Source organism: Paenibacillus sp. FSL R5-0914, from assembly GCF_038004525.1.
In the GTDB taxonomy this organism is placed as follows: Bacteria; Bacillota; Bacilli; order Paenibacillales; family Paenibacillaceae; genus Paenibacillus_AQ.
Window position 1 is genome coordinate 759,757 of the sequence record NZ_JBBORH010000001.1, and the last position, 22,317, is coordinate 782,073.

At 46.5% G+C, this 22,317-nt stretch carries 16 protein-coding genes, 10 tRNA genes and 3 rRNA genes; 1 reads left to right on the forward strand and 28 read right to left on the reverse strand.

Annotated features, from left to right (window positions below; genetic code table 11):
• Positions 1-32 precede the first annotated feature (32 nt).
• Positions 33-671, reverse strand: coding sequence for an ATP phosphoribosyltransferase (gene hisG / locus MKX60_RS03165; protein WP_042123270.1), 639 nt, complete (start codon positions 669-671; stop codon positions 33-35).
• Between the two features lie 69 nt (positions 672-740).
• Positions 741-1,958 (reverse strand): ATP phosphoribosyltransferase regulatory subunit, encoded by a 1,218-nt coding sequence (locus MKX60_RS03170; protein WP_042193089.1) that lies wholly within the window; start codon positions 1,956-1,958, stop codon positions 741-743.
• Positions 1,959-2,337: 379 nt separating this feature from the next.
• Here MKX60_RS03170 and gntK point away from each other — a divergent pair, with 379 nt between their 5' ends.
• Positions 2,338-3,867 (forward strand): gluconokinase, encoded by a 1,530-nt coding sequence (gene gntK, locus MKX60_RS03175; protein ID WP_341060266.1) that lies wholly within the window; start codon positions 2,338-2,340, stop codon positions 3,865-3,867.
• 71 nt (positions 3,868-3,938) lie between these two features.
• On the opposite strand, the gene MKX60_RS03180 is transcribed toward gntK, so the two are convergent.
• From MKX60_RS03180 to dnaX, 26 genes are all read right to left on the reverse strand, one after another.
• A complete protein-coding gene (locus MKX60_RS03180) occupies positions 3,939-5,093 on the reverse strand; it encodes an acyltransferase (protein WP_341059072.1) in 1,155 nt (384 codons plus the stop codon).
• Positions 5,094-5,135: 42 nt separating this feature from the next.
• On the reverse strand, positions 5,136-6,332 hold the full coding sequence (locus tag MKX60_RS03185; protein WP_076299981.1) for an acyltransferase: 1,197 nt from the start codon (positions 6,330-6,332) through the stop codon (positions 5,136-5,138).
• A gap of 293 nt (positions 6,333-6,625) precedes the next feature.
• Positions 6,626-7,135, reverse strand: coding sequence for an acyltransferase (locus MKX60_RS03190; RefSeq protein ID WP_179085867.1), 510 nt, complete (start codon positions 7,133-7,135; stop codon positions 6,626-6,628).
• Complete coding sequence (gene ppaX, locus MKX60_RS03195) at positions 7,132-7,788, reverse strand: pyrophosphatase PpaX (protein ID WP_341059074.1); 657 nt, start codon at positions 7,786-7,788, stop codon at positions 7,132-7,134. The genes MKX60_RS03190 and ppaX overlap by 4 nt, the downstream gene beginning before the upstream one ends.
• A 5-nt stretch (positions 7,789-7,793) precedes the next feature.
• The gene (lgt, locus tag MKX60_RS03200) at positions 7,794-8,825 is read right to left on the reverse strand and encodes a prolipoprotein diacylglyceryl transferase (protein WP_341059075.1); all 1,032 of its coding nucleotides are present in this window, start codon (positions 8,823-8,825) and stop codon (positions 7,794-7,796) included.
• Between the two features lie 12 nt (positions 8,826-8,837).
• Positions 8,838-9,776 carry an HPr(Ser) kinase/phosphatase gene (hprK, locus tag MKX60_RS03205; RefSeq protein ID WP_042183988.1) on the reverse strand — a complete coding sequence of 313 codons (939 nt, stop codon included), beginning with the start codon at positions 9,774-9,776 and terminating at the stop codon, positions 8,838-8,840.
• Positions 9,777-9,986: 210 nt separating this feature from the next.
• Positions 9,987-11,108: an ABC transporter ATP-binding protein gene (locus MKX60_RS03210; RefSeq protein WP_042123255.1), complete on the reverse strand. Its 1,122-nt coding sequence runs from the start codon at positions 11,106-11,108 to the stop codon at positions 9,987-9,989.
• Between the two features lie 114 nt (positions 11,109-11,222).
• On the reverse strand, positions 11,223-12,317 hold the full coding sequence (locus tag MKX60_RS03215; protein WP_341059077.1) for a PucR family transcriptional regulator: 1,095 nt from the start codon (positions 12,315-12,317) through the stop codon (positions 11,223-11,225).
• A 149-nt stretch (positions 12,318-12,466) separates the two neighbouring features.
• A tRNA-Lys gene (locus tag MKX60_RS03220) sits at positions 12,467-12,539 on the reverse strand.
• Between the two features lie 5 nt (positions 12,540-12,544).
• Positions 12,545-12,630, reverse strand: a tRNA-Tyr gene (locus tag MKX60_RS03225).
• Between the two features lie 9 nt (positions 12,631-12,639).
• A tRNA-Phe gene (locus MKX60_RS03230) sits at positions 12,640-12,712 on the reverse strand.
• Positions 12,713-12,778: 66 nt separating this feature from the next.
• Positions 12,779-12,856: transfer RNA gene (locus tag MKX60_RS03235), tRNA-Asp, on the reverse strand.
• Positions 12,857-12,869: 13 nt separating this feature from the next.
• A tRNA-Thr gene (locus tag MKX60_RS03240) sits at positions 12,870-12,945 on the reverse strand.
• A gap of 33 nt (positions 12,946-12,978) precedes the next feature.
• Positions 12,979-13,054, reverse strand: a tRNA-Val gene (locus MKX60_RS03245).
• A gap of 8 nt (positions 13,055-13,062) precedes the next feature.
• Positions 13,063-13,139 (reverse strand) — tRNA-Met (locus MKX60_RS03250).
• Positions 13,140-13,169: 30 nt separating this feature from the next.
• Positions 13,170-13,261, reverse strand: a tRNA-Ser gene (locus tag MKX60_RS03255).
• 82 nt (positions 13,262-13,343) lie between these two features.
• Positions 13,344-16,272 (reverse strand): 23S ribosomal RNA (locus MKX60_RS03260).
• Positions 16,273-16,412: 140 nt separating this feature from the next.
• A tRNA-Ala gene (locus MKX60_RS03265) sits at positions 16,413-16,488 on the reverse strand.
• 20 nt (positions 16,489-16,508) lie between these two features.
• Positions 16,509-16,585 (reverse strand) — tRNA-Ile (locus MKX60_RS03270).
• A gap of 45 nt (positions 16,586-16,630) precedes the next feature.
• A 5S ribosomal RNA gene (rrf, locus tag MKX60_RS03275) occupies positions 16,631-16,747 on the reverse strand.
• 124 nt (positions 16,748-16,871) lie between these two features.
• Positions 16,872-18,429 (reverse strand): 16S ribosomal RNA (locus MKX60_RS03280).
• The 16S, 23S and 5S rRNA genes sit together here with 10 tRNA genes alongside, the layout of an rRNA operon.
• Before the next feature lie 302 nt (positions 18,430-18,731).
• Positions 18,732-18,989 (reverse strand): pro-sigmaK processing inhibitor BofA family protein, encoded by a 258-nt coding sequence (locus MKX60_RS03285; protein WP_371915754.1) that lies wholly within the window; start codon positions 18,987-18,989, stop codon positions 18,732-18,734.
• A gap of 43 nt (positions 18,990-19,032) precedes the next feature.
• Positions 19,033-19,284, reverse strand: a complete 252-nt coding sequence (locus MKX60_RS03290; RefSeq protein ID WP_052404100.1) for a DUF2508 family protein — start codon at positions 19,282-19,284, stop codon at positions 19,033-19,035.
• 136 nt (positions 19,285-19,420) lie between these two features.
• The gene (recR, locus tag MKX60_RS03295; protein WP_042123249.1) at positions 19,421-20,020 is read right to left on the reverse strand and encodes a recombination mediator RecR; all 600 of its coding nucleotides are present in this window, start codon (positions 20,018-20,020) and stop codon (positions 19,421-19,423) included.
• A gap of 39 nt (positions 20,021-20,059) precedes the next feature.
• Entirely contained in the window at positions 20,060-20,371 is a 312-nt protein-coding gene (locus tag MKX60_RS03300; protein WP_042183982.1) for a YbaB/EbfC family nucleoid-associated protein, read from the reverse strand.
• A gap of 47 nt (positions 20,372-20,418) precedes the next feature.
• Positions 20,419-22,194 carry a DNA polymerase III subunit gamma/tau gene (gene dnaX, locus MKX60_RS03305; RefSeq protein ID WP_076301044.1) on the reverse strand — a complete coding sequence of 592 codons (1,776 nt, stop codon included), beginning with the start codon at positions 22,192-22,194 and terminating at the stop codon, positions 20,419-20,421.
• Positions 22,195-22,317 lie beyond the last annotated feature (123 nt).

Genomic DNA, 22,317 nt, shown 5'->3' on the forward strand with positions numbered 1-22,317 from the left:
GGTTCCTCCCTTTACCCCTTAACATCTGTCTCCTACCGCAAATTTGGTTCCCCTATAACCGCCTGTAGTCGGTCACACAGCTGCTGTATCTCTTCATTTTTCATCCGATAGCTCACACGATTCGCCACAAGACGGCTCGTAATTTCGAATATGCTCTTCATTTCAATTAATCCGTTATCCCGCAGCGTTTGGCCCGTCTCTACCATATCCACGATACGATCAGCGAGACCAATCAGCGGCGCAAGCTCAATTGAACCATTCAGCTTCACGACCTCAACCTGCTGTCCCTGCTCCCGGAAATACTTTGATGCCACATTCGGGTATTTCGTAGCTACACGCTGCTGAATCCCCGGCTGCCAGTTCGGCAATCCAATGATCGACATCCGGCATCGAGCGATGCCAAGATCAAGCAGCTCATATACATCACGATCTTCCTCCAGCAATACGTCCTTGCCCACGATTCCAATGTCGGCCACACCATATTCTACATATGTAGGTACATCTACTGGTTTAGCTAATATAAACTCCATGCCTGCCTCAGGCAGCGGAATAACAAGCTTGCGGGATGCCTCACCATCCGGTGGAATCGGGAGACCTGCCTGGCGGAACAGCTCAGCAGCCTTTTCATAAATCCGACCTTTTGGCATAGCGACCTTCAAAATCTGTGCCATCGTTAAGTTTCCTCCTTTTCCATTTCCATACAAAATTTATCTTAACCGCTCATTCTTGCTAGCGATATCTCAGCCATGTTCACTTACAAAAGATACAAAGGTATAGATTTCGCCGTACCGCATACCATCTGCTTCGATCGTATCCGTATCTAGACGCTTCACCGTTTCAAGCTCTTCTGGACCTGCTGCTAGTCTAGTCACTACTGCGTGCCCTTCCGACCGTAAGCGTGTTGCCTCTTCCAGACCTTCTTTTCTGCGAGTAGCATCATATTGGATCAAGATAGGCAGCTCTTCCTCTTCGCTCGATCCAGCCACACCATCGAGAATACGATTCGTTTTTAAAGAAAAACCTGTAGAAGGGATCGGACGTCCAAACTGCTGAAGGAGATTATCATATCTGCCTCCACTACATACCGGAAACCCTAATTCCGCTGCATAGCCTTCGAAAGTCATCCCTGTATAATAAGAGAAGTCCCCGATCATCGTCAGATCGATCAGCACATGCTGTGATACGCCGTAAGAGACCAGTACCTCCCACACCTTGCATAAATGATCTATTGAATGACGGGCAAGCGGATGATCGCTAAGCTCCAGCGCCTGTCCACAAATCTCCTTGCCTCCACGCAAACGTAACAGTCCATCCAGTTCATTCTTCTGAGCTTCCGTCAGATCCAGCCGGCGTAATGTCTCCCGAAAAGAGACGTAGTCACGGCCCAACAAATGGCTTTTGAGCTCCTCCTGAGCCTCCGGCAATTGTGGAAGTGCCTCTTGAAATAATCCATTCAGAAAGCCTACATGCCCCATAGCGATTTTAAAAGATTTCACACCCGCAGCCTGCAAAGATGAAATTGCGAGCGCCACTACTTCAGCATCAGCCTCAGGTGAATCGTCACCTACCAGCTCGACCCCTGTCTGGAAAAACTCCGCTTCCCGCCCTGCTTCTTCCTCAATGGCACGGAAAACATTAGCGTGATAGGACAACCGCAATGGCAATGGCTCATCCTTTAATAAAGATGCCACAACACGGGCAACCGGAGCTGTCATTTCAGAACGAAGCACTAGCGCCTGACCACGATTGTTGAGCAATTTATAAAGCTTTTGGTCGGACGTAGAGCTAGCCACGCCAACTGTATCGTAATATTCTAGCGTCGGAGTCATCATTTGCTGATAACCCCAGCGACTCATGCAATGCAGTACATCATTCTCAATTTTGCGTAATTTCGTTACGGCCCGGGGCAGATAGTCCCGAACGCCAGACGGCTTCTCAAATCCCTTTGGTTTGGACATCTTCATTGTTCACCTCGTCAGTTATCATTAGATACTGTTTATATTTACTTTACTATGGTAAAGTGGTAGCAAATTAAAGTATTTTCAATATCGTATCATGGTCACTGCTTTTTCGTCAATCTAACGGGGTAAAGCTATGACTTCAATTCTAATGCTTGTATGCTTAAAGCTTGTCTACCTAGGTTGAATTGTTCACAAAGAAAATCTAAATCAAACACTTATGTACTTCGAACCAATACTTGGGAATCCCTTTATTTTGCCTCCACGTTTATCCAATACTATAATGAGCTAATATGATTGTACTTCATAATTCTGTAATTAGTGTTCTAAAAATCTACTTACAACTAGAAAGAAGGGCTAATGCGTGACTAAATCCTATATGATTGGCGTTGATATTGGAACTACAAGTACCAAAGCAGTTCTCTTCGAGGAAAAAGGAGCCATAGCTGCACAAGCTAATGTAGGATATCCCTTACATCAGCCCTCACCCTCAATAGCGGAGCAGGACCCAGAACAAATCCTGAGTGCAGTCTTCCATACTATCTCTAAAGTTATGCGGCAAAGCGGTGTATCTGCGGATGAAATCCTATTCGTCTCCTTCAGTTCAGCCATGCACAGTGTCATTGCAGTTGATAAACTGGGTAAGGCCCTAACTGCCTGCATCACATGGGCTGATAATCGCAGTGCCGGATGCGCACTTCGTTTGAAGGATGAGCTAAACGGTCATGAATTGTATCTACGCACAGGTACACCTATACACCCAATGTCTCCAATCACCAAGCTAATGTGGCTTCGTGAAGAGCAGCCTGACGTATTCCAACAAACCTATAAATTTATTTCCATTAAAGAATACATATTCGCAAGATTGTTTGGCGAATACGTCATCGATCATTCCATTGCCTCTTCCACAGGCATGCTCAATCTAGAGAATCTAGAGTGGGATAAAGAAGCTTTAGAGATTGCTCATATTACAGCGGATCAACTCTCGCGGCTTGTTCCCACCACACAGATCATGCAAGGGCTGCTCCCTGGTCTAGCTGAGGAACTTCTGCTGCTCCCTACAACCCCATTTGTTATTGGCGCCAGTGACGGCGTCCTGTCCAATCTCGGCGTAGGTGCAATTGAACCCGGTGTAGTGGCCGCTACGATTGGTACGAGTGGAGCAATTCGTACCGTGGTGGATCACCCGCTCACCGATCCCAAAGGACGGACCTTCTGTTATAACTTAACCCCAAAACATTGGGTGATTGGAGGACCCGTCAATAATGGTGGCATGCTGTTCCGCTGGGTACGAGACGAGTTCGCGGCCTCTGAAGTTGAAACCGCCAAACGACTAGGCATTGATCCTTACGAGGTTCTGACTCGCATTGCAGAGCAAGTTCCTGCGGGAAGCGGTGGACTTTTATTCCATCCTTACTTGACTGGAGAACGAGCGCCGCTGTGGAATCCGGATGCCCGCGGCTCCTTCTTTGGCCTTTCTATGAACCACCATAAGGAGCATATGATTCGCTCAGTACTAGAGGGCGTAATCTTCAATATGTATATGGTTCTCCTTGCTATGGAAGAGCAAATCGGACGCCCAAGCAGAATCCTTGCCACTGGCGGCTTCGCCCGCTCCTCAGTATGGCGGCAGATGATGGCTGATATCTTTGATCAGGAGGTTGTCATTCCGGAGAGTATCGAGAGCTCCTGCCTCGGTGCGGTTGTACTTGGCCTTTATGCTACGGGTCGTGTAGATTCCTTTGATGTGGTGTTTGACATGATTGGTTCAACCTACAAACATGATCCATTGGATGAACATACCAAAATATACAAGCAGCTGCTGCCGATCTATATTTCTGTCTACCGTAGTCTCGAAAGCCAGTATCAAGCCATTGCAGAATTTCAGCGGGAACAAGCTGGAGAATAAGGCAAAAATAAAAAGCGTCGGCTACCCACATATGTGGGCAAACCGACGCTTTTATATTTCCTTGCAATAGACTATGCACTTTTTGATTCTGCTTTTGCTTTCTGTGGACCCGAGCCGAAGATGATCCAAGCCGATTTAATATATCGGAAGGCAAAGGCCACTACCACCCATGAACCTAACAACGCAAAGAGCCAACCCCCAGCAATCGCTGCGGTATATGCAAGAGAACCCCCGTGAAACGGTAATTTTCTATAGAAAAATAGCAGTAACGGATGCAGTAAATAGATTCCGAAAGAGCAAGCTCCGGCAGATAACAACAGTCTTGTGAGCAAGCTTCGGCCCGCTCCGTACAATAAGAAGGAGACTTGTAGCAACACCACACAAGAGAGTAGCGCATGAAGGTTAGAGAATCCCTCATACCATAAACTATTGATGACTGTTTTCTTCGTATAGTTGTTAAACCATAGCTCAACATGAACAACCCCAGCTACGATCCACAACAACCACAACGTAATCCATACCGGACCTTTACCGGCGCGCCAGCCTTCACGTGAAGGTACCAGCCATTTTTTCAAAGAAGGATAATATACTGCAATCCCAGCACCCAGCAAGAAATACGAGAAATAAGTGATTGCCAGACTCCCCTTGGACAACTGCCAATACCCGTTATTAGTCATGTATTTATTCAGAAGCACAAAACCCCATTGTAGAGCCAATCCGATTAGCGGTGCCCAAGCCGCCAGACGACGAACCTTTTGCAGACACCACAGAATGAGCGGAAACAATACGTAGAACTGAATAATGATAATAATATAATACAAATGCGTGTATGCTGTTCCTGTCCACAAATACTTCCAAAGCTTAGAAGCCATCTCCCCTGGAGGTAAACTCCATGTATGTCCCGCCGTCATTTTTAATGCAAAATACAACAGTGAAAATAGTACATAAGGCACGATAATATAAAGCAGCCTTCTACTGTAGAACTTCCCCAGCGTCTTTCCGCCCAGAGGACGATCAATATAGTTATAGAACAGCACGAACCCACTCAAAAATATGAATGAAGGTACAGCAAACTGGCTGAATTTATTAATAAATAAGAACGGATGAAACATGTTTGTACCTAGTGTCTCCGCCAACGTTCGTGAAGTAGCATGAATAGCTAGCACTGCAAAAATAGCAATCGCTCGAAAAATATCCAGCTGTGGAATTCTTTCTTTTTGTCTCATTATCTTTCCTCCTGTTAAGCTCCGCATCAAAATGATGCCAAATCAAGTATTAACCTTCCTCATCTCCTCCGAGGCATGTCCTGACTTTACCTTCCAACTAGACTCTAGAGACCGAGGAATACTCCCCAAAAAGATCCATGACTTAGGAATTCGGCGAAAAGCAAACTGCACCATGAACCAGCTTCCTCCCAGTGCAACTACAAGTCCTCCATAGATGAAGAAAACATAAGTTAGCGACTCTAGGGGAATATGATATCGGAACCTACGATATATCGCCAGCAATAGCGGATGAATCAAATAAATTGCAAATGACAACTCACCTAAACGAGTCAAGAAAGCAACGATCACACGAGGGGCCTTACGATAAAGCAAAAATGTAGCGTACAACAGAACCAATGCCGATAACATCGTATGAACATTCCATAACAGCTCGTACCACAGCGAATCCGTCCACACCCCAAAATGGCGGGCTACATACCATAGCTGCACATGGATAAAGGCTGCAATTAACCACAAGCTAACTAATAAGGCAGTCCATCTCTTTTGCTTGTCAGCCAGCTCACTCCATGGCTTTATCAGCCACAGCTTCACCTTCTCAAAGTGAATGGCGAGATAAGCACCCATCATATAATAGGCCAGGTAGGAGATCGCCAAGCTCCCTTTTTCAACAATGTGCAGTTCGTACTTATTCCAAAAAATAAAACCCCACTGAAGCGCCAAACCCACCGGTATCGCCCATTTCATTAAGAAGCGGGAACTCTGCAGTAGCTTAAGCAGCACTGGAAAAAGCAAATAAAACTGAATGCTAATAAAGACAAAATACAAATGCGCATATGCGGAACCCGAGAATAACGCTCTAGAAAAGCTTAACAAGTTATCTCCAAGGCTCTGCATCAATCGTCCGTTCACATATAGAGTTAGTGCATAATAGCCCATAGAAGCTAGCAAATAAGGCAGTAAGATATACTTTAATCGTCGACGGTAGAAATTAATGATCAAGCTACGTGTCACAGGACGACCATAATAATTATAAAACAATACGAAGCTGCTAAGGAAAATAAATGAGGGCGTACCGAATTTAAAGAAAATGTTAATCCAGTTCAGCCAGTAATAATAAGGTGAATGCAGTGCCTGCTCTCCAGCAGCAAAAGATGAGGCATGCACATGCAGCACTCCTAATATAGCTAGAGCTCTGAAAATATCCAGCTGGGGCAGCCTTTCCTGTCTCACAGTATTCATATTAAATTCCTCTTCTCTACTATGATGGTTGTTCATAGAGACGCTAAGCGGAATGTGGAAACTGAACATACCAGGAAGTCTGCACTTGCTGAATTTACATTCTGATATTTGACGCTGAATGCCTAGCGTGGGATTTACGTGATTACTAAGGTTAATTATACCGCCTACATCCGAATAAAAAACTTAAGAAGATCTTAAAGTTTTCTTAATATGCTTCTCCAAGACGCAAGAAACCCTGCAGATCCTGCGCTAAAAAAACGCAATATGAAACTGCAGGGTTTACGAAGCATCTTTTACACTTGTTCCGAAGAATCATCCGATGAAGCTGGACGTAGCTCTCGCAGTGGATTGCCTCCTACAAAAGAGCCAGCCGCCACATTCTTGTGTACTACTGATCCTGCGGCAACAACTGCCCAATCACCGATGGTTACACCGGGAAGAATCGTTGTATTCGCGCCAATCAATACATTTTCACCAATCACTACTTCTCCCAGGCGATACTCCTTGATTAAATACTCATGCGCCAGAATCGTCGTGTTATAACCGATAATAGAGTTCTCACCCACCGTTATTTTTTCCGGAAAAAATACATCCACCATCGCCATCAGACCGAAGGAGGTATGCTTGCCTACCTTCATCCCGAGAATCCGACGATAGATCCAGTTCTTTAACGGTAGAATCGGGCAATAACGGGCAATCTGAATAAAAATAAAGTTACGGACACCTTTCCACGGGCTGACCGTACGGTAAATGTACCAAAGTGAGTTATGACCTTCTACAGGATATCGGGTTACGTTTCTCACGATTCACTCGTTCCTCGCTCCACAATTTCTATAATATCCTTCATGTTATGGATGATATAGTCGGGATCATACTTGCGGAGAGTCTCTTCGCCTTTTAAAGACCACGATACTCCAGCCGCATATACACCAGCAGCTTTTGCTGACTGAATATCAACCGTACTGTCACCCACCATAAGAGTTTTACGAGGATCAACGCCAAGGTTATTGACTGCTGTCAGAACAGGCTCTGGATGTGGCTTTGGTTCAGTAACATCGTTCACCGTCACAATCGTATCCATGTACTTTAGCAAATCAAACATCTCAAGCGATTTAATCGTTGTTGGACGAATTTTTGTAGTCACAATCCCCATTTTAATTCCACGACGTAAGAGCTCTTCCATTGTTTCATTCACTTGAGGAAAGGGACGTACTAACTCATCGTGATGTTCATAATTATAAGAACGGTAGGATTTCTCAAGCGCACCACTTACATCCTCAAGTCCAGAGAAGACTCTCATCTGTTGCTGAAGGGTTGTGCCCATATGCGGAATAATCTCTTCCCTAGTGAGTGGAGGTAGACCATTGTCCTTCAGCGCGTACATGAACGAACTAATAATTAGCTCATTCGTATCGACAATCGTTCCATCTAGATCAAAAAGAACGCATTCTATCATAAGCTTTACTGCTCCTTCTTATCTCCATCCGCAGGCTGTCCTTGCTCAGGTTGAGCCCCGTGACGAGCTTTCTGCGGTGTATTTACTGCGCTTTCAGGCACTATGGTATCTGCTTTGATCGGTTTAGTACATACGATAGGATCAGAATAATGTGCTTTAGGCTCTCCGGTGACCCTACGAATAATGATAAGCAGTACAGCTGCGACGATGATCAGTAGAGCAAGCAGCTGAGAAATACGGATATTTCCATAGCTTGGGTCCAAGTATCCTTGCTCAAAACCTAACCATTCCATCGGTTTCCACAATCCGTTCATAAAGGATGCCAAGCCTGCACTTCCATTAAAGGCCAAGCTGTCCGTACGTATGGCTTCAATGAAGAAACGACCGATGGAATACCATATAAAGTAAGACATGAAGATCTCACCGGCTCGCACAAACTTCTGACGACGAAGTAGCATTAGTAGCGCGATACCCAGTAAGCTCCAAAGAGATTCATACAAGAAGGTCGGATGATGAAAAGCATCCCCTATGTACATTTGGTTCACAATGAAGTCCGGTAAATGCAGTTTATCCCGTAAAAAAGACTCTTCAACCACGCTGCCGTATGCCTCTTGGTTGACAAAGTTTCCCCAGCGTCCAATCATTTGACCCGCAAGTAGTCCAGGTGCACAAATATCAACGATACGCCAGAAGGGGTAGCCTTTATAGCGGAAATAAATAATCCCGCAAATAATGGCTCCAATTAACGCACCGTAAATGGCGATGCCACCATTCCAGATCTTAAAGACATCTATTAAATTATCCTTATAATCCTCCCATTTAAACGCTACAAAGTAAATCCGTGCCCCAATAATGGCCGAAGGCACACCTAGCAGCAGCATATCCATAAAGAATTCTTGTGGTATACCAAACCGTTTGCCCTCGCGGATCGCAAGAAATAACCCCGCGAGTGCACCGAAACCTAGTATTAATCCGTACCAGTGTACTTGCAGTGATCCAATTGAGAAGAAAATAGGATTTAGTGCCAATGGGAACATTCTCTCACACTCCTAATCGAGATCATCCATATCTTCAGATATGGTCGCAGTTAGCTTATTCGTGAACTGCAGGGCTGCATTAAAGCCCATTTGTTTCAGGCGATAGTTCATCGCTGCAACCTCTATAATAACTGCAAGGTTACGTCCTGGGCGTACGGGAATCGTTACAAGCGGAACATCTGTGTCAATAATCCGTGTCGTTTCCTCATCAAGTCCAAGTCGATCATACTGCTTGTCTTGCTGCCATGCTTCCAATCTAACAACAAGTGTAATCCGTTTATGATTACGAATGGCACCCGCACCAAAAAGTGTCATTACATTAATGATACCTACTCCACGGATCTCCAGTAAATGACGGATTAACTCAGGGGCTGTACCATGCAGCTGGTTATCTGAAGTCTGACGGATTTCTACGGCATCATCAGCAATCAATCGATGACCGCGTTTTACAAGCTCAAGGGCTGTTTCACTTTTACCAATCCCACTACTACCCGTAATTAGCATACCTACACCATATACATCACAAAGTACGCCATGAATAGTCGCCGTAGGAGCTAATTTTCCTTCTAGAAAGCTCGTCAAACGGCTGGAAAAAATAGTCGTAGCCATCGAGCTGCGAAGCACAGGAAGGGCCTTTTCATTACTTATGTCAATTAACTCCTGAGGCACTTCCAAACCACGTGTAATTACAATACAAGGTGTGTTATCATTACAAATTCCACGAAGTCGACTTTTCCGCTCAGCTTCGGGCAGCATGGAGAAAAAAGCGAGTTCTGTTTTGCCTAGCAATTGAACACGTTCTTCTGGATAATATTCAAAATAACCAGCAATCTCTAGTCCAGGGCGATTCAGGTCATCGACCGTGATGGGTCTCTTTAGACCTTCCTGGCCGGAAATAACCTCTAATTGAAAATGCTGTACCAATTCAGATACTTTTACTTTCTTAGCCATGTAATTTCGTCCTTTCGTCACCTGCGGTATTTGTCCGCTTACTGCGTCCGGTTGGCAGCGATCTCTTTACATTCCGGAGGTAATTCTCCTGCTATCTTAATTGATAACGCTTATGAATGCAATCTTAGCGCCTAACCAAACAGGGGCCATCTAAACAATAAAGCCACCCTTTCGGGTGGCTTTATCAAGAGAGAAAAGATCTTTACAATCTTATCCCAACAAAATGTTAGCTTCGGATTCTTTATCAAAGAAGTGAATTTTGTTCATATCAATAGCCAATTTAGGCTTGCTGCCTTCGCGAGTAGTGGAACGTCCATCTACACGAGCGATTACAGTAGATTTACCAAGGCCGCTCAAGTAAAGGAGCATTTCGTGACCAAGGTTTTCAGTAACATCAACCAATGAAGTGAAGATTGTGTTCGGGGAAGCTTCCAAGAATACTGGCTCTTCATGGATATCTTCTGGACGAACGCCCATGATTACTTCTTTACCGATGTAACCTTTGTTGCGGATGATTTGAGCTTTTCCGCCTGGTACTTCAACGTCAAGGTTCTCAGCACGGAAACGGATAGAACCGCTCACTTCGGACAAAGTACCATTGATAAAGTTCATTGTAGGGGATCCGATAAATCCAGCTACGAACAAGTTTGTAGGTTCATTGTACAACTCTTCAGGGGAAGCTGCTTGTTGAATGATACCATCATACATAACTACGATGCGATCACCCATTGTCATAGCTTCTGTTTGGTCATGCGTTACGTAGATACAAGTAGTTTCAAGGCGCTTAACCAGTTTAGTGATTTCAGCACGCATTTGACCACGAAGTTTAGCATCCAAGTTGGAAAGAGGCTCATCCATCAAGAAGACTTGTGGATCACGTACGATAGCGCGTCCCAAAGCGACACGTTGGCGTTGACCACCGGAAAGCGCTTTTGGTTTACGATCTAGCAAATGCTCGATATCAAGAATTTTAGCAGCTTCGCGAACTTTCTTGTCGATTTCATCCTTCTTCACTTTACGAAGTTTCAAACCGAAAGCCATGTTTTGGTATACGCTCATATGCGGATACAGGGCGTAGGATTGGAATACCATCGCGATATCGCGGTCTTTAGGTGCAACGTCATTAACTACACGATCGCCAATGTACATTTTACCTTCGGAGATTTCTTCCAAACCAGCGATCATACGCAAAGTTGTGGATTTACCACAACCGGAAGGTCCAACCAATACTAGAAATTCCTTATCTTTAATATCAAGATTGATATCGATTACTGTTGCTTTATCTGAACCCGGGTATTTTTTGAAAATATGCTCTAAACGTACGCCTGCCATTGTATTTCCCCCTCGAGTTAATTATTAATTAGTTAATATAAAAATTCTGTTTCCTTGTACATTTATATTACCCCAGTCGGGACACTATGGCTATTTGTAAGGTTCACAAAAAACCTATTTCCTTTTCGTCACTTTATACAAAAGCATAGTAAGCTTAACAATAGCAGCGTCCCCAAAGCTTCGTACATCTGCTCCGGTCTCTTGTTTTATCTTATCCAGACGGTAAAGCAGCGTATTTCGATGGATATACAACTTCTTGGCGGTTTCACTTACATTACAGTCCATCTCAAAAAAGGTCTCCAAAGTCAGCAGCATTTCTTTATCTGATAGTACAGAGGAGTAGTCACCAATTTGTCCAAGCAACTGTTTGCGGCGTACATCAGGAATGCTGTTAACCAGACGTTCCAAATGCAGTTCCCAAGGTAAATGAATATACTCTCCTACTTGAAAAATACGACCGAGTACAATCGTCTCCCTGAGCAAAGCTACAGATCCAGTCAATCCCTTAACAGGGACTATAGCCGGAGCTACTGCCAAATGGAATACCCCTACCCATTCACTAGCTATCAGCTCATGTAACCCCATACTAGTCTGTGCTAGAAGATCATCTACACTCTCTTCTTCATCATCCTTATCATCCCCGCCCGTAAGTAATTCTTTACGAGCTAAAATTAACCATTCCTTCTCTTGAAGGGGAATAAGCAGAATTTCGTTCTCAAAATAGCTACGCAATAATTTCATCAGTGAACGATAAGAGATCTGTGGACTATGAGCAATCTCACTACTTAGGAGGAATGGAATCATATCTCCGAACAGACGTCCCTTTAGGGTGATCTCATCGGGAATTTCAGTGTCATGCTTCTCTTGCTCTAGCTCCGTGTTCAACCAAGCGCCAAGCTGCCGCGCCTCCACTTCACCTTCTTCTCTAAGCCCTGTAGCTTTAAGTGCAATAGCAAAATTTCGAACTGCATAGTTGACCAGTTGTACTTCCAGAGAGGTGAGCCCCTCCATTTCTACCCAGACAGCGGTTATACGTCCGTCACTCTCATACAAAGGTGCCCAGAGATGACCCTCATGGATTACCAGCTGATCCTGTCCTTCTAATCCCATGCTAAAAAGAGAAGCTGAATGCTGCCTCCCTAACTGCTTGATTCCGGTTCTCTTTCCGGTGAGCTGCTCTAATTTTTTCCGCAATGTCTCACTATCCATAGTCACCATGCTCCACCACTTTTGCTCTTTTCGCCTATTTTAGCATATTCTCTTATATTATGTTAATCGCTACAGTAGCGCGCTACTATAATACAACCATAAAACACAAAAAAAGCCACCACCATAAGGTGATGACTTTCTGTTTGGGATGAGCCATGAAGGACTCGAACCTTCGACACCCTGATTAAAAGTCAGGTGCTCTACCAACTGAGCTAATGGCTCATAAATGGTGGGGGATGATGGATTCGAACCACCGAACACGTACGTGAGCAGATTTACAGTCTGATGCGTTTGGCCACTTCGCTAATCCCCCAGGGAAAAGTGGCTCGAGACGGATTCGAACCGCCGACACGAGGATTTTCAGTCCTCTGCTCTACCGACTGAGCTATCGAGCCATATTAAATTGACATAAAAATAAAGTGGTAGCATTAAACTTCCCACCCTAGTCTTGTGGAAAAAAATGGCGGAACCGACGAGATTCGAACTCGCGATCTCCTGCGTGACAGGCAGGCATGTTAGGCCAACTACACCACGGTTCCGCATTGATAATAATGGTGCCGGCGAGAGGACTTGAACCCCCAACCTACTGATTACAAGTCAGTTGCTCTACCAGTTGAGCTACACCGGCACGGTGTAAAAAGTAATTCTAAAAAAGTAATAATGGTGGAGGCTGAGGGGATCGAACCCCCGACCCTCTGCTTGTAAGGCAGATGCTCTCCCAGCTGAGCTAAGCCTCCAGGTATTATGGTAGCGGCGAAGGGGATCGAACCCCCGACCTCACGGGTATGAACCGTACGCTCTAGCCAGCTGAGCTACACCGCCACAATAATTAGAAATGCTATGGATTGAAAATGGCGGAGAGAGTGGGATTCGAACCCACGCACCGCTTACGCAGTCTAACCCCTTAGCAGAGGGTCCCCTTATAGCCACTTGGGTATCTCTCCAAACGATATCAGTACCACAGCAATCCAAACAGGAATTTGACTCCCTGAAAACTGAATCCGAATTGAATTTGCGTATTAAGTATAGGATAAGCCCTCGACCGATTAGTATTGGTCAGCTCCATGCATTACTGCACTTCCACCTCCAACCTATCTACCTCGTCGTCTTCAAGGGGTCTTACTAATTGGGAAATCTCATCTTGAGGGGGGCTTCACGCTTAGATGCTTTCAGCGCTTATCCCGTCCGTACGTAGCTACCCAGCCATGCTTCTGGCGAAACAACTGGTGCACCAGCGGTACGTCCATCCCGGTCCTCTCGTACTAAGGACAGCTCCTCTCAAATTTCCTGCGCCCACGACAGATAGGGACCGAACTGTCTCACGACGTTCTGAACCCAGCTCGCGTACCGCTTTAATGGGCGAACAGCCCAACCCTTGGGACCTACTTCAGCCCCAGGATGCGATGAGCCGACATCGAGGTGCCAAACCTCCCCGTCGATGTGGACTCTTGGGGGAGATAAGCCTGTTATCCCCAGGGTAGCTTTTATCCGTTGAGCGATGGCCCTTCCATGCGGTACCACCGGATCACTAAGTCCGACTTTCGTCCCTGCTCGACTTGTAGGTCTCGCAGTCAAGCTCCCTTATGCCTTTGCACTCTTCGAATGATTTCCAACCATTCTGAGGGAACCTTGGAACGCCTCCGTTACTCTTTAGGAGGCGACCGCCCCAGTCAAACTGCCCGCCTGACACGGTCCCCGTACCCGGTAAGGGTACTAGGTTAGAACCTAGATACGATCAGGGTGGTATCCCAACGGCGCCTCCACCGAAGCTTGCGCTCCGATTTCTACGGCTCCCACCTATCCTGTACAGATCGTACCCAAATTCAATATCAAGCTGCAGTAAAGCTCCATGGGGTCTTTCCGTCTTGTCGCGGGTAACCTGCATCTTCACAGGTATTAAAATTTCACCGGATCTCTCGTTGAGACAGCGCCCAAGTCGTTACGCCATTCGTGCGGGTCAGAATTTACCTGACAAGGAATTTCGCTACCTTAGGACCGTTATAGTTACGGCCGCCGTTTACTGGGGCTTCGGTTCATAGCTTCGGGTTACCCCTAACCACTCCCCTTAACCTTCCAGCACCGGGCAGGCGTCAGCCCGTATACTTCGCCTTGCGGCTTCGCACAGACCTGTGTTTTTGCTAAACAGTCGCTTGGGCCTTTTCACTGCGGCCCCCTCGTGCTATTCACACTACCGGGGCACCCCTTCTCCCGAAGTTACGGGGTCATTTTGCCGAGTTCCTTAACGAGAGTTCTTCCGCGCGCCTTAGAATTCTCTTCTCGCCTACCTGTGTCGGTTTGCGGTACGGGCACCTTCTCCTGGCTAGAGGCTTTTCTTGGCAGTGTGAGATCATGACCTTCGCTACTGTAATTTTCGCTCCCCATCACAGCCCAGCCTTAATGATGTGCGGATTTGCCTACACATCAGCCTCACTGCTTAGACGGACATATCCATCAGTCCGCGTCACTACCCTCCTGCGTCACCCCATCGCTCATAGCGGATTACGGTGGTACAGTAATTTCAAACTGTTGTCCTTCGACTACGCCTTTCGGCCTCGCCTTAGGTCCCGACTTACCCTGAGCGGACGAGCCTTCCTCAGGAAACCTTGGGCTTTCGGCGGATCAGATTCTCACTGATCTTTTCGTTACTCATACCGGCATTCTCACTTGTATGCTGTCCAGCGCTCCTTACGGTACACCTTCAACCCACATACAACGCTCCCCTACCCCAGATACATACGTATCTAGCCATAGCTTCGGTGGTGTGTTTAGCCCCGTTACATTTTCGGCGCAGAGTCACTCGACCAGTGAGCTATTACGCACTCTTTCAATGGTGGCTGCTTCTAAGCCAACATCCTGGTTGTCTGTGCAACTCCACATCCTTTCCCACTTAACACACACTTGGGGACCTTAGCTGATGGTCTGGGCTGTTTCCCTTTTGACAATGGATCTTAGCACTCACTGTCTGACTCCCGGCAATAAGTATATGGCATTCGGAGTTTGACTGAGCTTGGTAATCCTTGCGGACCCCGCACCCAATCAGTGCTCTACCTCCACTACTCTTATACCGAGGCTAGCCCTAAAGCTATTTCGGGGAGAACCAGCTATCTCCGAGTTCGATTGGAATTTCTCCGCTACCCCCACCTCATCCCCGCATTTTTCAACATGCGTGGGTTCGGGCCTCCAGTGCGTGTTACCGCACCTTCACCCTGGACAGGGGTAGATCACACGGTTTCGGGTCTACGTCCACATACTCAATCGCCCTATTCAGACTCGCTTTCGCTGCGGCTCCGTCTTCTCGACTTAACCTTGCATGTTAAACGTAACTCGCCGGTTCATTCTACAAAAGGCACGCCATCACCCATAAATAGGGCTCTGACTTTTTGTAAGCACACGGTTTCAGGTTCTATTTCACTCCCCTTCCGGGGTGCTTTTCACCTTTCCCTCACGGTACTGTTTCACTATCGGTCGCCAGGTAGTATTTAGCCTTAGCAGATGGTCCTGCTGGATTCATACGGGGTTTCACGTGCCCCGCACTACTCGGGATCCGTCTCGGAGAGAACACAGTTTAGGCTACAGGGCTTTTACCTCTATCGCGGGCCTTTCCAGACCTCTTCACCTACCATATTCCTTTGTAACTCCATGTGAGACGTCCCACAACCCCTAAGAGCAAGCTCTTAGGTTTAGGCTGTTCCGCGTTCGCTCGCCGCTACTGACGGAATCACTATTGTTTTCTCTTCCTCAGGGTACTTAGATGTTTCAGTTCCCCTGGTCTGCCTCTACATCTCCTATGTGTTCAGAGATGAGTAACTGCGAATTACCACAGCTGGGTTTCCCCATTCGGACACCCCCGGATCAAAGCTTGCTTACAGCTCCCCGAGGCAGTTTCGTTGTTCGCCACGTCCTTCGTCGGCTCCTGGCGCCTAGGCATCCTCCGTGTGCTCTTATTAGCTTAACCTTGATTTTTCCTAAGAAAAATCTCACTAATAACATTTACTTGTTTGCACAAGTTGCTAAAAGATGTTCTAAAACGCAAATTCGTTTCGGTATCCAGTTTTCAAGGATCAATGTTTAAAGAAGGTATTGAATTAAAAATTATGGTGGAGCCAAGCGGGATCGAACCGCTGACCTCCTGCTTGCAAGGCAGGCGCTCTCCCAGCTGAGCTATGGCCCCATAAAAGATATAAAGTTATATGGTGGGCCTTGGTGGACTCGAACCACCGACCTCACCCTTATCAGAGGTGCGCTCTAACCAACTGAGCTAAAAGCCCATATAACATATATAACATTGTGAATCAACCAAAGAATGGTTGTCCGCTTGGCGGCGTCCTACTCTCCCAGGACCCTTCGGTCCAAGTACCATCGGCGCTGGAGGGCTTAACGGTCGTGTTCGGGATGGGTACGTGTGGAACCCCTCCGCTATCGCCACCAAACGCATACGAAAGAGACTTGCTCTTTCAAAACTGAACACGAGTGAGTGTTCGAACCCTAAGGTTCTATTGTGGAAGTTTAACTTCCGATTTGAATGTCTTCATTGCAGAAGACGATTCTCCATAGAAAGGAGGTGATCCAGCCGCACCTTCCGATACGGCTACCTTGTTACGACTTCACCCCAATCATCTACCCCACCTTCGGCGGCTGGCTCCCTTGCGGGTTACCCCACCGACTTCGGGTGTTGTAAACTCTCGTGGTGTGACGGGCGGTGTGTACAAGACCCGGGAACGTATTCACCGCGGCATGCTGATCCGCGATTACTAGCAATTCCGACTTCATGCAGGCGAGTTGCAGCCTGCAATCCGAACTGAGACCGGCTTTGATGGGATTGGCTTCACCTCGCGGCTTCGCTTCCCGTTGTACCGGCCATTGTAGTACGTGTGTAGCCCAGGTCATAAGGGGCATGATGATTTGACGTCATCCCCACCTTCCTCCGGTTTGTCACCGGCAGTCACTCTAGAGTGCCCAGCTTAACCTGCTGGCAACTAAAGTTAAGGGTTGCGCTCGTTGCGGGACTTAACCCAACATCTCACGACACGAGCTGACGACAACCATGCACCACCTGTCTCCTCTGTCCCGAAGGCCGCCACTATCTCTAGTGGATTCAGAGGGATGTCAAGACCTGGTAAGGTTCTTCGCGTTGCTTCGAATTAAACCACATACTCCACTGCTTGTGCGGGTCCCCGTCAATTCCTTTGAGTTTCAGTCTTGCGACCGTACTCCCCAGGCGGAGTGCTTACTGTGTTAACTTCGGCACCAAGGGTATCGAAACCCCTAACACCTAGCACTCATCGTTTACGGCGTGGACTACCAGGGTATCTAATCCTGTTTGCTCCCCACGCTTTCGCGCCTCAGCGTCAGTTACAGCCCAGAAAGTCGCCTTCGCCACTGGTGTTCCTCCACATATCTACGCATTTCACCGCTACACGTGGAATTCCACTTTCCTCTTCTGTACTCAAGTCACCCAGTTTCCAGTGCGACCTCAGGTTGAGCCCAAGGTTTAAACACCAGACTTAAATGACCGCCTGCGCGCGCTTTACGCCCAATAATTCCGGACAACGCTTGCCCCCTACGTATTACCGCGGCTGCTGGCACGTAGTTAGCCGGGGCTTTCTTCTCAGGTACCGTCACTCCGGTAGCAGTTACTCTACCGGACGTTCTTCCCTGGCAACAGAGCTTTACGATCCGAAAACCTTCATCACTCACGCGGCGTTGCTCCGTCAGACTTTCGTCCATTGCGGAAGATTCCCTACTGCTGCCTCCCGTAGGAGTCTGGGCCGTGTCTCAGTCCCAGTGTGGCCGTTCACCCTCTCAGGTCGGCTACGCATCGTCGCCTTGGTGGGCCGTTACCCCACCAACTAGCTAATGCGCCGCAGGCCCATCCCTCAGTGACAGATTGCTCCGTCTTTCATTCTTTCTTCAGGAGAAAAAAGAAATTATCCGGTATTAGCTACCGTTTCCGGTAGTTATCCCAGTCTAAGGGGCAGGTTGCCTACGTGTTACTCACCCGTCCGCCGCTAAGTTACTTTGAAAGCAAGCTTTCAAAGTAACTCCGCTCGACTTGCATGTATTAGGCACGCCGCCAGCGTTCGTCCTGAGCCAGGATCAAACTCTCCAATTAGTATTGAAAAGAGCGATATGCTCATTTTGAAACATCTGACGAGAAAATTAATTCTCTAATTTTGGATTTCACTTTCGTGATTTCCCACTCACTCGTTGTTCAGTTTTCAAAGATCAATGTCTCATCTTTCGTTGTCGTTGCTTGTCAGCAGCGACCTTTATAATATATCACAGCACCTTTGTTTTCGTCAAGCGTTTTTTTAATTTCTTTTTTTCGCTTACCGTTTCAGCAAGTTGTTAATCAACATCTTGTCCAAAGGGGCGAGACTTAATGTATCATATTTTTCAAACTCACGTCAAGCATTAAAACAAAATAATTCTTAATCCTATTAACATTACTACGCCTGGAAGACCAAGAACCGTTACTGCGCCTATGGTTGCGGGATTCAGGGGAATATGAACTTGTGTGATTAAACCCGAGAAATTCACTACATATATCGCGAGCGCAGCCAGTACCAAATGAGCTCCGAACAGACTAAGCCATCCAAAGCCAAGTTTTTTCCGGAATACAATTACACTTAACAATACAACCGATATGACCAGTACTCCTATAGCTAACATTCTTAGCATGTTGATCCCTCCTATATCTCCATTTGGTTAGCGCCTACATCTGACTGCTATTTAATCCAATGCTCTTTGCATGTTTGAGATGTATCTGATACTTACGCTCTGCTGCCTCTAAAATATAAATAGCATAATCAATTTGATCTTGACCCAACGCTTCATCAAACATTAGGTACGCTCTCTCCCACTCAGATTGCGCCTTACGAACCTCCAGCAACGTTTCCCAGCCCTCCGTATCTTTTCTACCCTGTTCTTCATCTGCTCCCCGCCACAATGAGGTCCACCATCCCATTACTCATTCCTCCTCAGAATAATTTCGATGCAAAATTACATCTCGTTATTCTCATTCATATCGGGATAGGGACAAACTTAGAACAAAAAAAGGAGGCCCAGGGGGCCTCCTTTTGAAAAACACGACTTTAGAGCTACTAGAATAGCTCACGACGACCTTCCAACGCTTTGGACAAGGTAACCTCGTCGGCATATTCAAGATCGCCACCAACAGGTAAGCCATGGGCTATTCTGGTGATTTTAATCTCAAAAGGCCGAACTAGACGAGAAATATACATCGCCGTTGCCTCACCCTCAATGTTGGGGTTGGTCGCCATGATAAGCTCACTCACTCTTTCATCACTCAAACGAGTCAATAATTCCTTCAAGCGAATATCATCAGGGCCTATACCTTCCATAGGTGAAATCGCACCCTGAAGAACGTGATAATACCCATTAAACTCTTTGGTTCGTTCTATTGCCACCAAATCCTTGGAGTCTTGGATCACACAGATTACTGAAGGATCTCTAGTTTTGTCCTGACATATCTTACACGGGTCCGTATCCGTAATATTACAGCAGACGGAGCAATAATGAAGATTACGCTTGACACTTACTAGCGCTTTAGCAAAATCAATGACGTCATCCTCTTTCATGTTAAGCACATGAAAAGCTAACCGGGCGGCTGTCTTCGGCCCAATCCCGGGCAAGCGCGTAAAAGCATCGATCAGCTTGGCTAGCGGTTCGGGATAATACAAATTAATAATTCTCCTTTAGACGAAAGTGGAGTGAGTGAATTAGAACAAGCCTGGGATCTTCATTCCACCAGTAAATTTACCCATATCATTGTTCGCAAGGTCTTCAGCTTGAGTCAAAGCATCATTAACTGCAGTGATTACCAAATCCTGTAGCATTTCAACATCTTCCGGATCAACAGCTTCTGGCTTGATTTGGATAGAAAGCAACTTTTTGTGGCCATTAACTTGAACTGTAACTACTCCACCACCTGATGAGCCTTCAATCACCTTGCCACCTAGTTCTTCTTGAGCCTTAAGCATTTGCTCCTGCATTTTCTTAACTTGCTTCATCATTTGGTTCATATTATTCATACATCATCTCTCCTTTGGAATGCGCAATTTGCGCTAGTATGCTTACATTACTCTTTTATGACAACAAGGTCTTCTCCAAAAAGCTGGATAGCCTCATCAATCCAAGGTTCAGATTTCGCATCTGCAGTATCATGTTCATGCTCTAGCCGCAACTCTTCTTTGCTAGGCTGTCCCACTGACTTTTGAGCGGCTTCGTTCCAATCGCGCTGCATTATAGTTACCAGTCTATAAGGTTTACCAAGACGCGCTGCAAACACATTCTCAATGACCTGTCTGTTTGCTGGCTTCTCCGTTGTATCACGATGAATCGTGTTCTTAAACGCAACAAGCACAGCGTCGTCCATTACAGATACAGGTTCTCCGTCTACAAACCATGCATGAACCGTTACCTTCTCCTCTTTTACCCCTTGCAAGACAAGACTCCACTGTTTATAGATAGCTGCAAAATCAGGACTATCCTTACCAGCAATAAACTTATCAACATTTGGAGGCATTTTGGAGGTTGCAGAGATTCTAGGCGCAGAACTTGGAGTCGGATTCGATTTCGCAGAAGAGGCACCATCTCGCCCACCTCCGGAAATACCACCGGCCTGCAATGCCTGCTCCAGCTTTTTCTCCAGCGCAGTAATCTGTCTCTTGAGCAGATCCAGTTCACCAGAGTGGACTGCAGGAGCATTCGCCCCTGACCCAGCCTGCAATGCACCTAACGGAGCAGCTGATGCGGTCTCACTTTCCTCTTGCTGCAAGCTACAAAGCTTCATCAGTGCGACTTCAAACAAAGTCTGCGGATGAGTAGCATATTTCATTTCACCCAGGTACTTATTAAGTGTATCTACGATCTGAAACAGACGATCCCGGGAAAATGCGGTGGCCATATCTTTAAACTCGGCGGGATTAAGCACTCGCTCCGTCAGTTGATCGGCCCCAGGTACCATCTTAATCATCAATAAATCACGGAAATAATACATAAGATTCTCTAGACATTTATCAGCACTCTTACCTTCATGCATAAGCTGTTCAACAAGCTCCAGCAGAAGACCCATATCACCTTCCAATATGGCAGTGGCAAGACGTGCAAATTGCTCAGAGGGTATCCCTCCGGTCATCCCCAGCACTTGTTCGTACGTAACTTTGCCATCTGTAAAAGATGAAATCTGATCCAGCAAACTCACTGCATCGCGCATACCCCCATCAGAAAGGCGGGCAATATACTGCAATGCGTTAACATCGGCTGTAATCCCTTCCTTCTCACAGATAGCACTTAGATGTGCCGTCTGCTCTTCCAAAGCTACTCTGCGGAAGTCAAAACGCTGACAACGAGAAATGATCGTCGCTGGCAATTTATGAGGTTCCGTAGTCGCAAGGATGAACATTGCATGTGACGGCGGTTCTTCCAATGTCTTTAATAGCGCATTAAATGCTTCTGTTGTCAGCATATGCACTTCATCAATAATATACACTTTACGGCGCACCTCGGTAGGTGCATATTTCACCTTGTCCCGGAGGTCGCGAATCTCTTCTACGCCCCGGTTGGATGCCGCGTCTATTTCCTGCACATCCATCACATTACCCGCAGTGATTCGCAAGCAGGAAGGACACTCGTTGCAAGGCTCCGGACCTGGCCCACGTTCACAATTGACCGCTTTCGCTAAGACTTTAGCAGCACTTGTCTTACCAGTTCCCCGCGGACCACTGAACAGATAGGCATGCGAAACCCGCTGTTCACGAATTGCGTTCTGCAGCGTTTGGATAATGTGCTGTTGTCCAACCATGTCTTGAAACGACTGCGGCCGCCAAGCACGGTACAGCGCGATATGTTCCACTATGCATTACCCTCTCTTAGGCTGCCTCTTTCCCGGCATTTGTCGCAAATTTATTATACTATATTCATCGGCTATTGACCAAAAACAAAAAGCATCTTTGCTTGTGGCAAAGATGCTGTTATA

Excerpts from the sequence above, each read along its gene's own strand:
- hisG (WP_042123270.1), bottom strand. The coding sequence starts at position 671 with ATGGCACAGATTTTGAAGGTCGCTATGCCAAAAGGTCGGATTTATGAA.
- MKX60_RS03170 (WP_042193089.1), bottom strand. The coding sequence starts at position 1,958 with ATGTCCAAACCAAAGGGATTTGAGAAGCCGTCTGGCGTTCGGGACTAT.
- gntK (WP_341060266.1), top strand. The coding sequence starts at position 2,338 with ATGATTGGCGTTGATATTGGAACTACAAGTACCAAAGCAGTTCTCTTC.
- MKX60_RS03180 (WP_341059072.1), bottom strand. The coding sequence starts at position 5,093 with ATGAGACAAAAAGAAAGAATTCCACAGCTGGATATTTTTCGAGCGATT.
- MKX60_RS03185 (WP_076299981.1), bottom strand. The coding sequence starts at position 6,332 with ATGAATACTGTGAGACAGGAAAGGCTGCCCCAGCTGGATATTTTCAGA.
- ppaX (WP_341059074.1), bottom strand. The coding sequence starts at position 7,788 with ATGATAGAATGCGTTCTTTTTGATCTAGATGGAACGATTGTCGATACG.
- lgt (WP_341059075.1), bottom strand. The coding sequence starts at position 8,825 with ATGTTCCCATTGGCACTAAATCCTATTTTCTTCTCAATTGGATCACTG.
- hprK (WP_042183988.1), bottom strand. The coding sequence starts at position 9,776 with ATGGCTAAGAAAGTAAAAGTATCTGAATTGGTACAGCATTTTCAATTA.
- MKX60_RS03210 (WP_042123255.1), bottom strand. The coding sequence starts at position 11,108 with ATGGCAGGCGTACGTTTAGAGCATATTTTCAAAAAATACCCGGGTTCA.
- MKX60_RS03215 (WP_341059077.1), bottom strand. The coding sequence starts at position 12,317 with ATGGATAGTGAGACATTGCGGAAAAAATTAGAGCAGCTCACCGGAAAG.
- MKX60_RS03285 (WP_371915754.1), bottom strand. The coding sequence starts at position 18,989 with ATGTTAGCTATAGGAGTACTGGTCATATCGGTTGTATTGTTAAGTGTA.
- MKX60_RS03290 (WP_052404100.1), bottom strand. The coding sequence starts at position 19,284 with ATGGGATGGTGGACCTCATTGTGGCGGGGAGCAGATGAAGAACAGGGT.
- MKX60_RS03300 (WP_042183982.1), bottom strand. The coding sequence starts at position 20,371 with ATGAATAATATGAACCAAATGATGAAGCAAGTTAAGAAAATGCAGGAG.